Source organism: Brevibacillus sp. NSP2.1 (assembly GCF_000470975.2).
Classification (GTDB): Bacteria; Bacillota; Bacilli; order Brevibacillales; family Brevibacillaceae; genus Brevibacillus; species Brevibacillus agri.
Genome location: NZ_CP048274.1, coordinates 2048052 through 2061781 on the forward strand (window position 1 = coordinate 2048052; position 13730 = coordinate 2061781).

Sequence of the window (13730 nt, forward strand, 5' to 3'; positions counted from 1 at the left end):
GGCCTTATTTCTTTCCGAAGCCGAACGGCAAGTTCAGCTTCAGTTGCAGCTTCAGTTCTTCGTTTTGCAGGCTGATGCCCTGCACCTGGATGTTGGGCGAGATCAGCTCGGGATAAAAGCCGAGATCGTACGCTTTTTCCATCTCGTCCACGGTCGCTTGCGGCAACGCGAAGCCGTCGAAGTAAAGCTCGCTGATGTGGAATTTCAACTGGGTGGGCGAGACGAGCTCGTAGCTGCCCACCAGACGAAGCTCCATATGGTCGTAGGTGCCTTCGACAATCAGTTTGTTGTCTTCAAAAGAGAAGCGCGACTGCTTGAACAACTCGTCCTTTTGCATCAAAAACTGGTTGAAATCGCTCTGCTTGATCGTCAGCGTATGGTTGAAAAAGCCGTCCGACTGGATGCGATCGGGCGTAGCCAGCTCAGGCACTTGCACCATCACCTTGGCCAGCATGCCGAAAAACGTCTGGAAGGCGGGCAAGCCGCGCTTTTCCCAATCATCAATCAAATGGTCCATCAACGCTTCTACGGCCGTCGGGTCGTCCAGCTTCTGCACGTTTTTCTCTTTTTCCGCCTGGATGGCGAGCATCTCGGCCAGTTGCTGCTCGTATTTTTTGCGCAGATCCTGGAGCAGAGCCAGCCGGTCTTGCTTGTCTGTCTGCATGACAGCAAGCTTTGTGCGCTCGGCATGGTACGCCTGGAGCCGATTCATGTCGTGCTCGTACAGTAGCTGATAAAATTCGAACATCAATAAAAATTGATTGAAATTTTCAGCATTGAGTAAAAGAGTGAGAAGATTGACTCGTTCACCCATGTAGTAAGCCCGTGCCACCTCGCCGGCATGGCGCTGCATCGCTTCGATCACGAGCTTTTGACGCTGCAGGTCGAGATCGATTTGAGCGATATCCCGGTATGTCCGAGACTCTTCATCCTTGAGCAAGGTGAGGGTTCGCTCCAGCTCTTTCTGAGTGAAATGCTGCTGCAGGATGAGCTGTTCCAGAGGAAGCGCCGTTTCTTCCTGGGCGAACGCCGTCAGCGGACATACAAGCAGGAACAAGACGAGCAGAAATTTGCGCATGTTTTCACCTTTTGCTTTCATGATGGAAGTCGCTTACCTTTCCACATTGTATGACTTCTTTTTCGTATTATAGCCTTATCAGGTTGAATTTGGATAGCAGGAGAAGAGACGAATGGATATCATCGCACAGATTCGCCACGAAATCGAAAGCCAGGAGGGACGCGCCATTTCGTTTTCGCGCTTTATGGAGCTGGCTCTCTATCACGACGCCTATGGCTATTATATGTCGGACTTGCCCAAGGTAGGCAAAGATGGCGATTTTTTTACCAGCGCGACGGTACACGCGGTGTTTGGAGAAACATTGGCGGATGCGGTGAGCGAGCTGTGGCGCGCAGCGGGGATAAAGCAGCCCGTGCTCGTCGAAATCGGCGGAGGTACCGGCTCCTTGTGCAGCAGCATGCTGGGACGAATACGCGAGAGTGCGCCGGACGTATACAAACGGTTGAAAGTCGTTCTCATCGAAGCAAGCCCTTATCACCGGAGAAGACAGGAGGAAGCGCTGCGCGAGCATGAGGTGGAAAAGGTGTGGCACGCTTCGCTTGCGGATGCCGCTTGCGGAGAAGCAGTAGAAGGCGTCGTCCTGTCCAACGAATGGCTCGATGCCTTTCCCGTTCACGTGGCCGAGCGGACGAAGACAGGCTGGCAGGAAGTAGCGGTGACTTGCAAAGAGGGGCAATTTTGCGAGGTGCTGCGGGAGCCGACCGCGCCATTGCTCGCTGCTCTGGCTGAAATAGAGGCGGCTCTGCCGATTCCGGCAGGCATGCGGATCGAGGTGAACCTGGGGTTGAAACAGGCGGCGCAAGAAGTAGGGCGCCTCTTGGCAAAAGGCTTTGTCGTGACGATTGATTACGGCGATCGCCAGGAAGAGCTGTACCACCCGAGCCGAAAAAAAGGGACGCTGATGTGCTACTACCGCCACCAGGCCCACGACAATCCGTACATCCACGTCGGGGAGCAGGATATTACCGCGCACGTCAACTTTTCCGCCTGGAGCCGCTATGGAGAAGCAGCAGGCTTGCAGGAGGTTTGCTACATGCGCCAGGACAAGTTTTTGCTGCAATGCGGGCTGCTGCACAAAGCGGTCGCGCACCAGGATACGGACCCGTTTACAAGCAAGGCGATGAAGCGCAACCGGGCGATTTTGCAACTGATCGACCCAGCCGGATTGGGCGGCCGCTTCCGGGTCATGGTACAGCAAAAAGGCATGGAGCCGAATGCCGCTGCCTTGCCTGCGTTTTTCCGCCAATAAAAAAGATGCTCGCGATTGAGCATCTTTTTTTCTTACATCATCAGTTGCATGAAAGCGTGTTCTTGTCCGCCTACAGGCATCACGAAGAAGGTGTAGTACGTGAACCCTACAAAAGACAGGAACATGAAGCCGAAGAAAATGTTGATATACACTCGTTCAGTCAGGCTCATGTAGCTCAACGCTACAAAGAATGCAGTAAGACCGAAGAAGATGAGCGACATCGGGTACAGACCGCCCCAGAACGCCATCAGCGCGATTACAATGGTCCAAAAACCGAGAACGCGATACATACGATCCATTTGTTGTCCCCCCTTTTTGCCTAGATCGGTAAGATTTACAAGATTCCTTCCCCATTATATAGGACAGGCGAAGACGTGTAAACGATAAAGCTATGACGGTTTTTTGACGCGCCGAACAAAAAAAAGACGGGCGCGCCCAAGGGAGGACGTTTTCGCTTGCTCAGAACTGGATGACCGTATAGTTGCACGATTTGCAGCCCCGAATCATGGAGTCATCCTCACGTAATTCAATGTTCCCTAAGTACGTTTCGAATATTCCCATCAAAAGAGCGTTGTGCATCTGGCAGACAGCGCTCGGATATTTCTTGGCGGTGTCGGAAAACGTGCAGTTGTTTACGCGAAAACGAAGCTTGCCGTCTTCCAGCTTTTCAATGTCCGGTCTCAATCCCTGAGCCACGACGAGGCGATGGATCAGGTGCAATTTTTCTTCCAACGTAGCCGTTTGCAAATTCAATCCGCTTTGGACAATCGCCCGTTTCGCCATCTCTGTACCAATGCGATGCCCCATATGGATAAGAGCGGCTTCGCCCGCCTCACCGAGCGACAGCAGACTTTCGATCGCGATATCGGCCAGCAACTGATAGTCGCGCGGTGGGAACTGCAGGCTCACCACCTGTTCAGACAGTGAATACAATCGACTGGGACGTCCTCCTTTGCCGCTTTTGTCCGAGACGGCCGTGAGCAGATTCACGTCCTCCAGCTTGGTCAGGTGCAGGCGCGCTACATTCGGGTGAATGGCAAAGTGGTCTGCGACGTCCTGAACCGTGATGGGCTCTTTGCTGTACGCGACAAACTGGTAAATGGAAAAACGGGTGGGGTCTGCCAAAGCACTGGTTAACTTCTGCGCATCTTGGTCCATGCCGGATACCCCTTTCTCAACGTGACAAGCCTTGTTCAACATTTGTTTGAAAAAATTTCACATCCTCATAAGTGTATCCGATTTTGTGTGGCTTGTTAAGGTGGCAGTGTGCTACAACAGCACATCCCCCGATTTCCTGCCTAGTTTTTAGATTAACTACTATTGACATAGTGTTTATTGTAGATTTATAATCCAAACTAAAGAAAGAATTTTTATTAGCTTACTTTTTGCAAGTTAATAGCTCTAAGCAATTAACGAAAGCAGACAGCAGCACCAAGAACATACGCAAATGAATTTGTATAGATGAGACGGAGGGGTAACCGATGGCAGTTGCTGAGCGTACACGAACACAAAAATTGACGTTTTTCACGTATCCGAGCTGCACATCCTGTCGCAAAGCCAAAGCTTGGCTGGCAGAGAATGGCGTCAACTACGAAGAGCGTCACCTGTTCAAAAATCCACCGACAGCCGAAGAGCTGCTCGACATCATTAAAATGACGACAAACGGACTCGACGAAATTTTGTCGACCAGAAGCCAGCGCTTCAAAAACTTGGATGTGGACATCAACGACATGTCTGTAAAAGAGCTGCTGGAGATGCTGAGCGAAGAGCCGCAGCTCCTGAAGCGTCCGATTCTCACCGATGGCGAGAACCTGATTGTCGGCTTCAATTCATCCGCCATGAAAAACTTGTTGTCGTAACCGGAGAGGGAAGGCGTAGGCCTTCTCTTTTTTTTCGTCGTTAAAAAGTTCTAGCGGCACAAGAGCAGCCAAGGCTTCGCCAAAAGACCGGCAAAGCCAAGTTTTCTCGCGCCGATATGATTTTCGCGGGCGACACGGTACAATAAAGCAAATACATTCGAAGAAAAGGATGGAGACTGTTCATGGATACGTTACTGATCCGAAAAGAAGCAGGGATTGCCACGATTACGCTGAACCGTCCGCACGTACATAACGCCATCAGCATGGAGCTGGTCGACGAGCTGCACGAGGTGCTGGCCGATTGCCAGACCGATCCGCAGGTGAAGGTGCTCGTCATCACGGGCACAGGCAAAAGCTTTGTATCCGGCGGCGACCTGAACCAGTTCATTGCGGCGCGAGGGCGTGCGCAAGCGCATCCGCTGCTCAGCAAAGTGGCGGGTCTGCTGTCTTCTATCGACCGCTGCACGAAACCGGTCATCGCGATGGTGAACGGTGCGGCGGTAGGCGGCGGTTGCGAATTTGCCGGGGCGTGCCACTTCCGCTTCGCCAGCGAGCAGGCGCTGTTTGGCTTCGTCCAGATCAGCATGCATATTACGACTGGCTGGGGCGGAGGCAGCCGGCTTTTGGACCTGCTCCCTGAGTCAAAGGCACTGGCTCTTTTGCTCGCCGGGGAAAGGCTTTCTGCACAGCAGGCCAAGGCTTACGGCTTCGTCGACGAAGTCTATCCGCACGAGCAGCTTGCGGACGCCGTTTACGCCTTTGCGCAAAAAATCGCGGCGCAGCCGCTTGTCGGGATTGAGGCGTACATGCAACTCGTCCGCTGGAAGCGGGAAGGGCTCGTGCGCGAGGAGCGCATCAGGCGGGAAGTCGATCAGTGCGCCCAACTCTGGGGCAGTCCCGAACACGTGTCCGTCGTGCAAAAGTTCCTCACCAAGCAGTAGTTCTCGCCTATTCGGGTTCTTCTCGTTTAAACATTTATTTGCTTGGACATACTTTTTCTAGTAGAAAGCGATTCTACAAGAGTAGGGAAAAGCATAGGATGAACTACATCATCCTTTTTAAAGGTAACGGGAGGGACTCATATGGTAGCTTCCAGACAAGACGCATGGACCGAAGATGACGATCTCGTGTTGGCGGAAGTCACCTTGCGCCACATACGCGAAGGCGGCACACAGCTTGCCGCATTTGAAGAAGTGGGTCAAAGGTTGGGTAGGACTGCGGCAGCGTGCGGTTTTCGCTGGAATAGTTGCGTGCGCAAACGTTACGATGCAGCAATCTCGATTGCCAAGAGCCAAAGACAGCAACTGAAAAAAATGGGTCGGATACAAGCGCCGGCCGCAGCGGCCGAGACGGATGCGGTTTTGTTGCCGCCAAGGCAGGCGTCGCCTGCTGCTTCGGAGACGCAGGCTGCCAAGCTGGAGGTAGTGGAGGAGGAGCAGATCGAATCCGTGATTCGCATGCTCGTCAACCAGAAAGAAATGGCCCGTCGCTTGCGACAATTGGAACAAGAGTTGGAAGGAAAAGATTTGGAGTTAAAAGAATTGAAAGAAGCGCACGAGCGCGCCAAAAAAGAACTGGAGCAGGTGCAGGGCGTAAACGACGACTACCGCGCCCTCGTCCAGATCATGGACCGGGCTCGCAAGCTTGCCTTTTTGCAGGAAGAAGAATCCGCCAAAGCCATTTTCAAAATGGATGAAAACGGCAATCTGGAGCGAGTGGAAAAATAAATGCAGGGCTTTCGACAGAAAAAAGAAGCGGTGTTCAGTCCGCTTCTTTTTTCTCGTCCGGACGAAGAGCTAGTCTTGCAGCTCCACGTTTTCCGGCAACCAGACGTAAGGGTTTTCGCCACGGTCGCGCATCGGATTGTACTTGACAGGGGTAAAGCCCATTTTCAGCCAAAATTCGTCCGCACGACAGCGGGAATTGGTTTTGATAGGAGCGCCAAAGCTTTTTGCGTGGTTAACCAGAGCTGTCCCGTAATCTTTGCCGCGGTAGTCAGGCAGAACTTCAAGCTTCCACAGCTCGTAGTAATCTTGGGCTGGCTGGAAATAACGATCGTATTTCCCGTCGATTTTATAGAGGCTCATGCGTGCTACCAGAAGATCGTTGTCATAAATACCATAAAAAGGAGATTCCGAATCGTTCTCCACGATGTTCGCCTCCAGGTCTTCCTTCATCGAAAGCTCCTCCAGGCCAAATTCGCGAAACTTTTGGAATTCCTCCAGTGTCTTGTAGTTGATCTGTAAACGTCTTACTTCAAACATGGTTAGCCACTCCTCTCACAGCTCTTTGCCTTGGCCAGCTTCGGCCACTCTCCTCTATTATACACAAGGATTGGATTTTCCGAAGCGTTTTCTTTGATTCGTCTAGGAATTGACAGGAAGTGATCGCGCTTCCTTGGAAAAAATTAAAATTTCTTGCTAGAACTATGTTCATTCTCATGGCAAAATAGAAGTAAGCAGCACATGAAACAAACCGAGCAAACGATTTGGAAACGCTTTCGATTGAAGCCGGTTTGTCAAAGAGGGGAGCGTTGCCATGCGCAAGGTATTGATCGCAAACCGTGGTGAAATTGCCAGAAGGATCATTCGCACCTGCCGCGAACAAGGAGTCGCGACCGTAGCGGTCTATTCGGATGCCGACCGCGACCTGCCGTTTGTCCGCGAAGCAGATGAGGCCGTCCATATCGGCCCGCCACCAGTGCCGCACAGCTATTTGAACGTGGAGGCAATTATCGCGGCTGCCAAGAGCACGAATGCCGATGCCATTCACCCCGGTTACGGACTGCTTTCGGAAAACGAAGCGTTCGCGAGCCGCGTTTTAGCGGAAGGACTCATCTTCATCGGCCCTTCGCCAAAAGTCATCGGGCAAATGGGCGACAAGCTGACCGCCCGCAAAATCATGCAGGAGGCAGGCGTGCCTGTCGTACCAGGCTGCGAGGAATCGCTTGCGACCGTGGAAGAGGCAGCAGCCAAAGCGGCCGAAATCGGATATCCGGTCATGCTGAAGGCCAGTGCAGGCGGCGGTGGGATCGGGATGCAAATATGCCGGGAGGAGTCGCAGTTGCTCCAGGCCTATCAGTCGGCCAAGGGCCGCGCAAAAGCTTATTTCGGCAACGATGCGATGTACGTGGAAAAGTACGTGGAGCGCCCGCGTCACATTGAGGTGCAGATTGCCGCGGACAACGACGGCAACGTCATTCATTTGCTGGAGCGCGAATGCTCGATCCAGCGGCGCCATCAAAAGGTGCTGGAGGAAAGCCCGTCGCCATTCCTCGACCCAGCCACGCGCGCGAAGCTGTGCGAAGCAGCCGTAAAGGCAGCGAAGGCCGTCGGCTACACGGGTCTGGGCACGGTCGAATTTATTGTAGATGAAAACAAAACCTTTTACTTTTTGGAAATGAACACGCGTTTGCAGGTGGAGCATGCCGTGACGGAAGAAATGACCGGCTACGATCTGGTAGCCATGCAGCTTGCCATCGCGGACGGACATCCGCTGCCGATCAGCCAGGACGAAGTGCAGGCAAAGCGCCACGCGATCGAACTGCGCGTCTACGCGGAGGACCCGGTGACGTTTTTGCCATCGCCAGGCACGATCAGCCTGTATCAGTCGCCTGTCATGGAACATGTGCGGATCGACGATGGAGTGGAGTCGGGCACACAGGTCACGCCTTTTTACGATCCGATGATCGCCAAGGTGATTATTTCCGGGCAGACCCGCGCAGAAGCGGTGCAAAGGGCGCAGGAAGCGCTGAACCATTTTCTGATTACTGGTATTAAAACGAACATTCCGTTTTTACAGGAAGTATTGGCAGACGAGCATTTCCAGGCCGGAGATTACACCACCTGGTTTATCACCGAGCGCCAAGCCAAATCCAATCACTAAACAAGGAGAGGGTCATTCATGAAGCAAGTAACCGCAAACATGGCAGGAACAGTCATTTCCGTCCTGGTGCAGCCAGGCGACACAATTAGCGACGGCCAGGACGTCATCGTGCTGGAATCGATGAAAATGGAAGTGCCGGTGCAATCGCTGGAAGCAGGCAAAGTCGTGGAAGTCAAAGCGAACGTCGGGGACTTTGTCAACGATGGCGACGTTATCGTCGTTCTCGAGTAGTATTTTTTTTCTTTCAAACTGAGCGGTCGCTAGGAAAGGAGGCGGGATGAGCGTGAAGGTGCAAATTGTAGAGGTTGGCCCCCGAGACGGGCTGCAAAATGAGAGTGCCATCGTGCCCGCAGAGGCGAAAATCGCCTTGATCCACAAGCTGCTGGATGCGGGACTGGAAAGGATCGAGGCAAGCTCCTTTGTCAACCCGCGCTGGATTCCGCAGTTGGCTGACGCGGAAGAAGTGTTGCGAGGGATTTTGCCTGTCGAAAAAAAAGGTGTGCAGATCAGCGCCCTTGTGCCCAATGTGCGCGGTCTGGAGCGGGCGCGTCAGTGCGGTCTCGATGAAATCGCCCTGTTCATGTCCGCCTCGGAGAGCCACAACCGCAAAAACATTAACAAGAGCATCGCGGAAACTTTTCCCGTGCTGGCGGAAGTGGCGAAGGAGGCGCTCGCTCTCGGGATGCGCGTGCGCGGGTACGTCTCCACCGTTTTCGGTTGTCCGTACGAAGGCGACGTTCCTGTCGACAACAGCCGTAGAGTCACCGATGCGCTGCTGGAGATGGGCGTGTACGAGGTTTCGCTCGGGGACACGATCGGGGTGGCGACGCCGAAGCAGGTACACGAGATTTTTGCGGAACTTGTGAAAGATGTTACGACCGAGCGCTTGGCCGGGCATTTTCACGACACGCGCGGAACGGGTCTGGCGAATGTGGTGGCGGCGCTCGAAGAAGGCATCCGCACGTTTGACAGCTCGATTGGCGGCCTGGGCGGTTGTCCGTACGCTCCCGGCGCGGCAGGCAACATCTCGACGGAAGATCTGGTTTACATGCTGCACGGCATGGGCTATGAAACCGGAGTCGACCTGAACCGACTGACGGAAGCAGGCGCCTACATCCAGGAGCAGCTTGGCCGGGAGCTGTCGTCGAAAGTGCTGAAAGCAAACCTGGCAAAACGCCAGTTGGAGGAGTATACGTAGAGAGGAGGGACTACATGACGATTTCTTACCAAAAAGAGGGCATGGTCGGTGTCGTGACGATTGACAGGCCGGACGTTTTCAACTGCCTGAACCTCGCGACATTGACCGAGCTGAGACAGCTTGTCGCAGAGTTGGCGGGCGATCGCAGCACGCGCGTCGTGGTCGTGACAGGAGCGGGAGACAAGGCGTTTTGCTCGGGCGCGGATTTGAAGGAGCGGCGCGGCATGTCGCCTGAACAGGTCGAGCACTACATCCGAACGATTCGCGACACGTTCAGCGAGCTGGAAAAGCTGCCGAAGCCGGTCATTGCCGCCATCAACGGATTGGCGCTGGGCGGGGGCACAGAGTTGGCGCTCGCCTGCGATCTGCGGATCATGAGCGATCAGGCGCAAATGGGCTTGACGGAGACGTCGCTCGGGATTATTCCGGGAGCGGGCGGGACGCAACGCCTGCCGCGGCTGGTGGGCAAGGGCATTGCCAAAGAGCTGATTTTTACTGCTCGGCGCGTCCAGCCGGACGAGGCGCTGTCGATCGGGCTGGTCAACCGCGTCGTGCCTGCGGAGCAACTGATGGGCGCAGCGCTGGAGATGGCTGCCCAGATTGCGAACAACGCTCCGCTGGCGCTCGCACAGGCGAAGTTCGCGATTGACTGCGGGGGCGAGGTCGAGCTGGGAGCAGGGCTGTTGATCGAGAGCAACGCCTACCAGTTGCTCGTTCCGACCAAAGATCGCCTGGAGGGGCTGGCAGCCTTTGCCGAAAAACGAAAACCGAACTATCGCGGAGAGTGACGAGGGGGAGTAGCCGATGAGCAAACATTTGGAAGAGACGTTGCAGGAAAAGATCGCGCAAATCCAGCAAGGTGGCGATGCCAAGTACCACGAAAAGCTCAAGGAGCAAAACAAGCTGTTTGTCCGCGATCGGCTGAAGCTGTTGTTCGACGATGAATTTATGGTCGAGGACGGGCTGTTCGCCAATGTCATGGCGGGAGATTTGCCGGCAGACGGCGTCGTGACCGCCATCGGAAAAGTAAACGGCCAGACAGTGTGCGTCATGGCCAATGACTCTACGGTCAAGGCTGGCTCCTGGGGTTCGCGGACGGTGGAAAAGATCATCCGCATTCAGGAAACGGCCGAAAAAATGCGCGTGCCGCTGATTTATCTCGTCGACTCGGCCGGGGCGCGGATTACGGATCAACTGGAAATGTTCCCTGGCAGACGGGGAGCGGGCCGGATTTTTTACAACCAGGTGAAGCTGTCCGGAAAAATTCCGCAAGTGTGCATCCTGTTCGGCCCGTCCGCTGCAGGCGGAGCGTACATCCCGGCATTTTGCGACATTGTCATCATGGTCGACAAAAACGCGAGCATGTACCTTGGCTCCCCGCGCATGGCCGAAATGGTGATCGGGGAAAAGGTGAGCCTGGAAGAGCTGGGCGGCGCCCGGATGCACTGCTCGGTGAGCGGCTGCGGCGACGTGCTGGCTGCCAATGAAGAGGAAGCGATTCGGTCGGCGCGCACCTACTTGAGCTTCTTTCCGGCCAACTACACGCAACAGCCTCCGCTGGCAGCGGCTAAAGGCCCTATCGAAACGGCCAAGGACATCTCCAGCATTGTCCCGGAAAATCAAAACGCGCCCTTTAACATGCACGATCTCATTCAATCGTTGGTCGATGCGGATTCGTTTTTCGAGATTAAAAAGCTGTTTGCCCAGGAGCTGATTACAGGTCTTGCCCGTCTGGACGGCAAGCCGATCGGGATTATCGCCAACCAGCCGCGGGTGAAGGGCGGCGTCCTGTTCGTCGATTCGGCCGACAAGGCGGCGCGGTTTATTACGCTGTGCGACGCGTTCGGCATCCCGCTCCTGTTCCTGGCCGATGTTCCGGGCTTTATGATCGGCACAGCGGTGGAGCGCGCGGGCATCATCCGCCACGGGGCGAAAATGATTTCGGCGATGGCCGAGGCGACCGTACCGAAAATTTCCGTCATCGTGCGCAAGGCGTACGGAGCAGGACTGTACGCGATGGCCAGCTCGGCGTTCGAGCCGGATGCGTGTATCGCCCTGCCCGGCGCGCAAATCGCGGTAATGGGCCCGGAAGCAGCGGTGAACGCCGTTTACAGCAACAAAATTCAGGCCATCGAAGACCCGGCCGAGCGCCAGGCGTTCATTCAGGAAAAGCGCAAGGAGTACCAGGAGGACATCGATCTGTACCTGTTGGCCTCGAACCTGATCGTCGACGCGATCGTTCCGCCGAGCAGCTTGCGCCAGGACCTGATTGCGCGCTACGAGATTTACAAGGACAAACGGCAAGTGTTCTCCGACCGGAAGCATCCGGTTTATCCGGTGTAGGAGGGAATGGCTGGAGACTGTCGCCTTTGGGCGGCAGTCTTTTTTGGCTGGCGAAAAGGTAAATTCCTCTGCGAGCTGTTTCTTTCGTTCGATGTTGATTTTTGTATTGTAAATCAGGAAGTCAGGCTGCCCAAGGCAAGGAAGCAGATTCAAAAAGCATTGCGAATGGTCGAGCAGGTAGAATGATAGCTCCCAGAAAGGTCTACACGAATGCCCGCACTTCTTCTTTAATTCTTGTCCAATCTTTTTACCTTGCCCTTCCTTTTTCCCCTCCGACATCCCCCTTGGCCCCTGACGAGGAAAGAGACGAAATCCGCGAAAGCTCTTTGGGCTCCCAACCGAGGCGGAGGGGAAAAAGCGAAACACGCTTTTAGCGTCCAACTCTGAGAAGCTCCCTGAATCAACCACTTTTGGACGCGGTTTCGCTTTTTCCCCGCAGCCAGGCAGTCCAGCCCCCCAGCAGGGAGCCCAAGAAGCTACAGCGATTTCGTCTCTTTCCTCGCCGCACCAAAAGTGCCGATGAAGGCCGCTTTTAAAACACAGCACGTACTACACCCAAAGTTTTCACCTCATCCGGCCATGTAAACGAAAGAATCAACAGAGAATTTTTCGATAATTGCGATCTTTTTTGTTCCAATCAATTGAACAATCTCCTAAACTCTGCTATTCTTATAAAATAAGTATTGATTAATGTAGGTGAACAAATGCAGCCAGTAACTAGCGATTTGCAAGTGGTCGTAGTTGGCGGTGGTTCCGTTGGTTTGCTGTACGCAGCAAGGCTTGCGCTCGCTGGACTGTCCGTGACCGTCGTTACGCGCAGTTCACTTCAGGCGAATCAACTCATGGAACAAGGACTTTCGCTCCAGCGTCTGGACGGCACAAAAACAAAGGTGATGGTACCTGCCCGCCCCATTGAAGCTGGCTTGCCTGCAGGGAACCTGTACCTGCTCGCCGTCAAGCAGCCTGATTTGCCTCCGTTGCTTCCGGCGCTGACCGACTTGAATCCTGCCGCGCGCGTCGTCGCGCTGCAAAACGGGATGGGGCACCAGGAAATGCTCGCAGAAGTGCTTGCGGACGCGCAATGCTTTTTCGCCATTCACACAGAAGGAGCCAGAAGGCATTCCGCGACGGAAGTGGAGCATACCGGGACAGGCACTTTGCGTGTCGGACCATGGCAGGAGAGAAACAGCAGAGATCCCGTGATCGCTTCCTTTGTCGAATGGGCATCGGCTGCGGGGATTACGGCGATCTACGAAAAAGCGATTGAACCGCATGCGTGGAGAAAGCTGCTCGCCAATGCCTTGATAAATCCGCTTACGGCATTGTTTGAAATCCCGAACGGGGCACTCCTCGACAGTTCGCATACACAAGCGCTGATGCGCGATTTGTTTGATGAAGCCGCGCAGGTAGCTGCTTTCGCCGGACAAAAAATTGGGGAAAAAGACTGGCAGGAAATTGTCGTTATTTGCCGAAGTACTTCCCGTAATCTTTCCTCTATGCTGCAAGATGTGATGAAAAATAGGTCTACGGAAGTACAATCAATCAACGGTTATCTTGTCGAATTAGGAAAAAAGTCCGGGATTCCTACTCCGTTGCACGAGACCTTGCTTCGCGTCATTCTTCTAAAATCTGGCATGGGAATAGGGAAGGAGGGGAGGCGACAGTAGATGGCCATGTGGACAACTTTCTGGTCCTATTTTTGGGGGACGCTGACCGTAGTGCCATTCTTAGGATTTCCGCTTGTCTATTTGATTGTGTACATGGTGAAGCGGAACAAAAGATTGGCAGGTCGTTGGGCGGTGAATATCACGAATTTTTTGGTGATTCGTTCCGCTGTTTCCGCGTACGAGCTCATCTGGCCAGAAGCGATGTCAGCCTGGTGGTGGGTTAGCTGCTTTTTCCTGGTGACGATTGTGCTGCTAGGCTGGTTCCAGGTGAAGTTGAAAGGGAAGCTCTCCTTGAAAAAGGTAGGATTTTCCGCTTGGCGGTTGTCGTTTCTCTGGTTTGGACTTGTCTATATAGTGCTGTTTACGACGGGCATAATCAAGACGATGGATGTGGTGTAACGCACTGGCTATACATATCGTATTTATTCCGATAAGAAAGAAGGTTGGAACT

Annotated in this window: 15 protein-coding genes; 11 read left to right on the forward strand and 4 right to left on the reverse strand. The window is 54.0% G+C overall.

Features of this window, described 5'->3' with window-relative positions:
* Positions 1-4: 4 nt before the first annotated feature.
* A complete protein-coding gene (locus tag M655_RS10305; protein ID WP_007784163.1) occupies positions 5-1078 on the reverse strand; it encodes a hypothetical protein in 1074 nt (357 codons plus the stop codon).
* 112 nt (positions 1079-1190) lie between these two features.
* On the opposite strand from M655_RS10305, the gene M655_RS10310 reads away from it, so the two are divergent.
* Positions 1191-2327 (forward strand): class I SAM-dependent methyltransferase, encoded by a 1137-nt coding sequence (locus M655_RS10310; protein WP_025845098.1) that lies wholly within the window; start codon positions 1191-1193, stop codon positions 2325-2327.
* 32 nt (positions 2328-2359) lie between these two features.
* Here the strand turns inward: M655_RS10310 and M655_RS10315 are convergent, their stop codons facing one another.
* Both M655_RS10315 and M655_RS10320 read right to left on the reverse strand, forming a co-directional pair.
* A complete protein-coding gene (locus tag M655_RS10315) occupies positions 2360-2626 on the reverse strand; it encodes a DUF2626 domain-containing protein (RefSeq protein WP_005832721.1) in 267 nt (88 codons plus the stop codon).
* 160 nt (positions 2627-2786) lie between these two features.
* Complete coding sequence (locus tag M655_RS10320) at positions 2787-3485, reverse strand: helix-turn-helix transcriptional regulator (protein ID WP_007784168.1); 699 nt, start codon at positions 3483-3485, stop codon at positions 2787-2789.
* A gap of 323 nt (positions 3486-3808) precedes the next feature.
* Between M655_RS10320 and M655_RS10325 the strand changes: the two genes are divergently transcribed.
* The 3 genes from M655_RS10325 (at position 3809) to M655_RS10335 (ending at position 5913) form a co-directional block, all read left to right on the forward strand.
* The gene (locus M655_RS10325) at positions 3809-4186 is read left to right on the forward strand and encodes a Spx/MgsR family RNA polymerase-binding regulatory protein (RefSeq protein ID WP_005832718.1); all 378 of its coding nucleotides are present in this window, start codon (positions 3809-3811) and stop codon (positions 4184-4186) included.
* Between the two features lie 182 nt (positions 4187-4368).
* Complete coding sequence (locus tag M655_RS10330; RefSeq protein WP_007784170.1) at positions 4369-5127, forward strand: enoyl-CoA hydratase/isomerase family protein; 759 nt, start codon at positions 4369-4371, stop codon at positions 5125-5127.
* Positions 5128-5268: 141 nt separating this feature from the next.
* Positions 5269-5913 (forward strand): RsfA family transcriptional regulator, encoded by a 645-nt coding sequence (locus M655_RS10335; protein ID WP_026557393.1) that lies wholly within the window; start codon positions 5269-5271, stop codon positions 5911-5913.
* A gap of 69 nt (positions 5914-5982) precedes the next feature.
* On the opposite strand, the gene M655_RS10340 is transcribed toward M655_RS10335, so the two are convergent.
* Entirely contained in the window at positions 5983-6450 is a 468-nt protein-coding gene (locus M655_RS10340; RefSeq protein ID WP_005832713.1) for an N-acetyltransferase, read from the reverse strand.
* Positions 6451-6724: 274 nt separating this feature from the next.
* On the opposite strand from M655_RS10340, the gene M655_RS10345 reads away from it, so the two are divergent.
* From M655_RS10345 to M655_RS10375, 7 genes are all read left to right on the forward strand, one after another.
* The gene (locus M655_RS10345; RefSeq protein ID WP_005832712.1) at positions 6725-8071 is read left to right on the forward strand and encodes an acetyl-CoA carboxylase biotin carboxylase subunit; all 1347 of its coding nucleotides are present in this window, start codon (positions 6725-6727) and stop codon (positions 8069-8071) included.
* 18 nt (positions 8072-8089) lie between these two features.
* Positions 8090-8302, forward strand: coding sequence for a biotin/lipoyl-containing protein (locus tag M655_RS10350; RefSeq protein WP_005832711.1), 213 nt, complete (start codon positions 8090-8092; stop codon positions 8300-8302).
* A gap of 52 nt (positions 8303-8354) precedes the next feature.
* On the forward strand, positions 8355-9269 hold the full coding sequence (locus tag M655_RS10355; RefSeq protein WP_025845090.1) for a hydroxymethylglutaryl-CoA lyase: 915 nt from the start codon (positions 8355-8357) through the stop codon (positions 9267-9269).
* 14 nt (positions 9270-9283) lie between these two features.
* Positions 9284-10057: an enoyl-CoA hydratase-related protein gene (locus tag M655_RS10360; RefSeq protein ID WP_007784177.1), complete on the forward strand. Its 774-nt coding sequence runs from the start codon at positions 9284-9286 to the stop codon at positions 10055-10057.
* Between the two features lie 16 nt (positions 10058-10073).
* Positions 10074-11612, forward strand: coding sequence for an acyl-CoA carboxylase subunit beta (locus M655_RS10365; protein ID WP_005832704.1), 1539 nt, complete (start codon positions 10074-10076; stop codon positions 11610-11612).
* Positions 11613-12316: 704 nt separating this feature from the next.
* Positions 12317-13279 (forward strand): ketopantoate reductase family protein, encoded by a 963-nt coding sequence (locus M655_RS10370; protein WP_007784179.1) that lies wholly within the window; start codon positions 12317-12319, stop codon positions 13277-13279.
* The gene (locus M655_RS10375; protein ID WP_005833013.1) at positions 13280-13678 is read left to right on the forward strand and encodes a DUF3397 family protein; all 399 of its coding nucleotides are present in this window, start codon (positions 13280-13282) and stop codon (positions 13676-13678) included. It abuts the gene before it with no gap.
* The last annotated feature ends 52 nt before the right edge of the window (positions 13679-13730 follow it).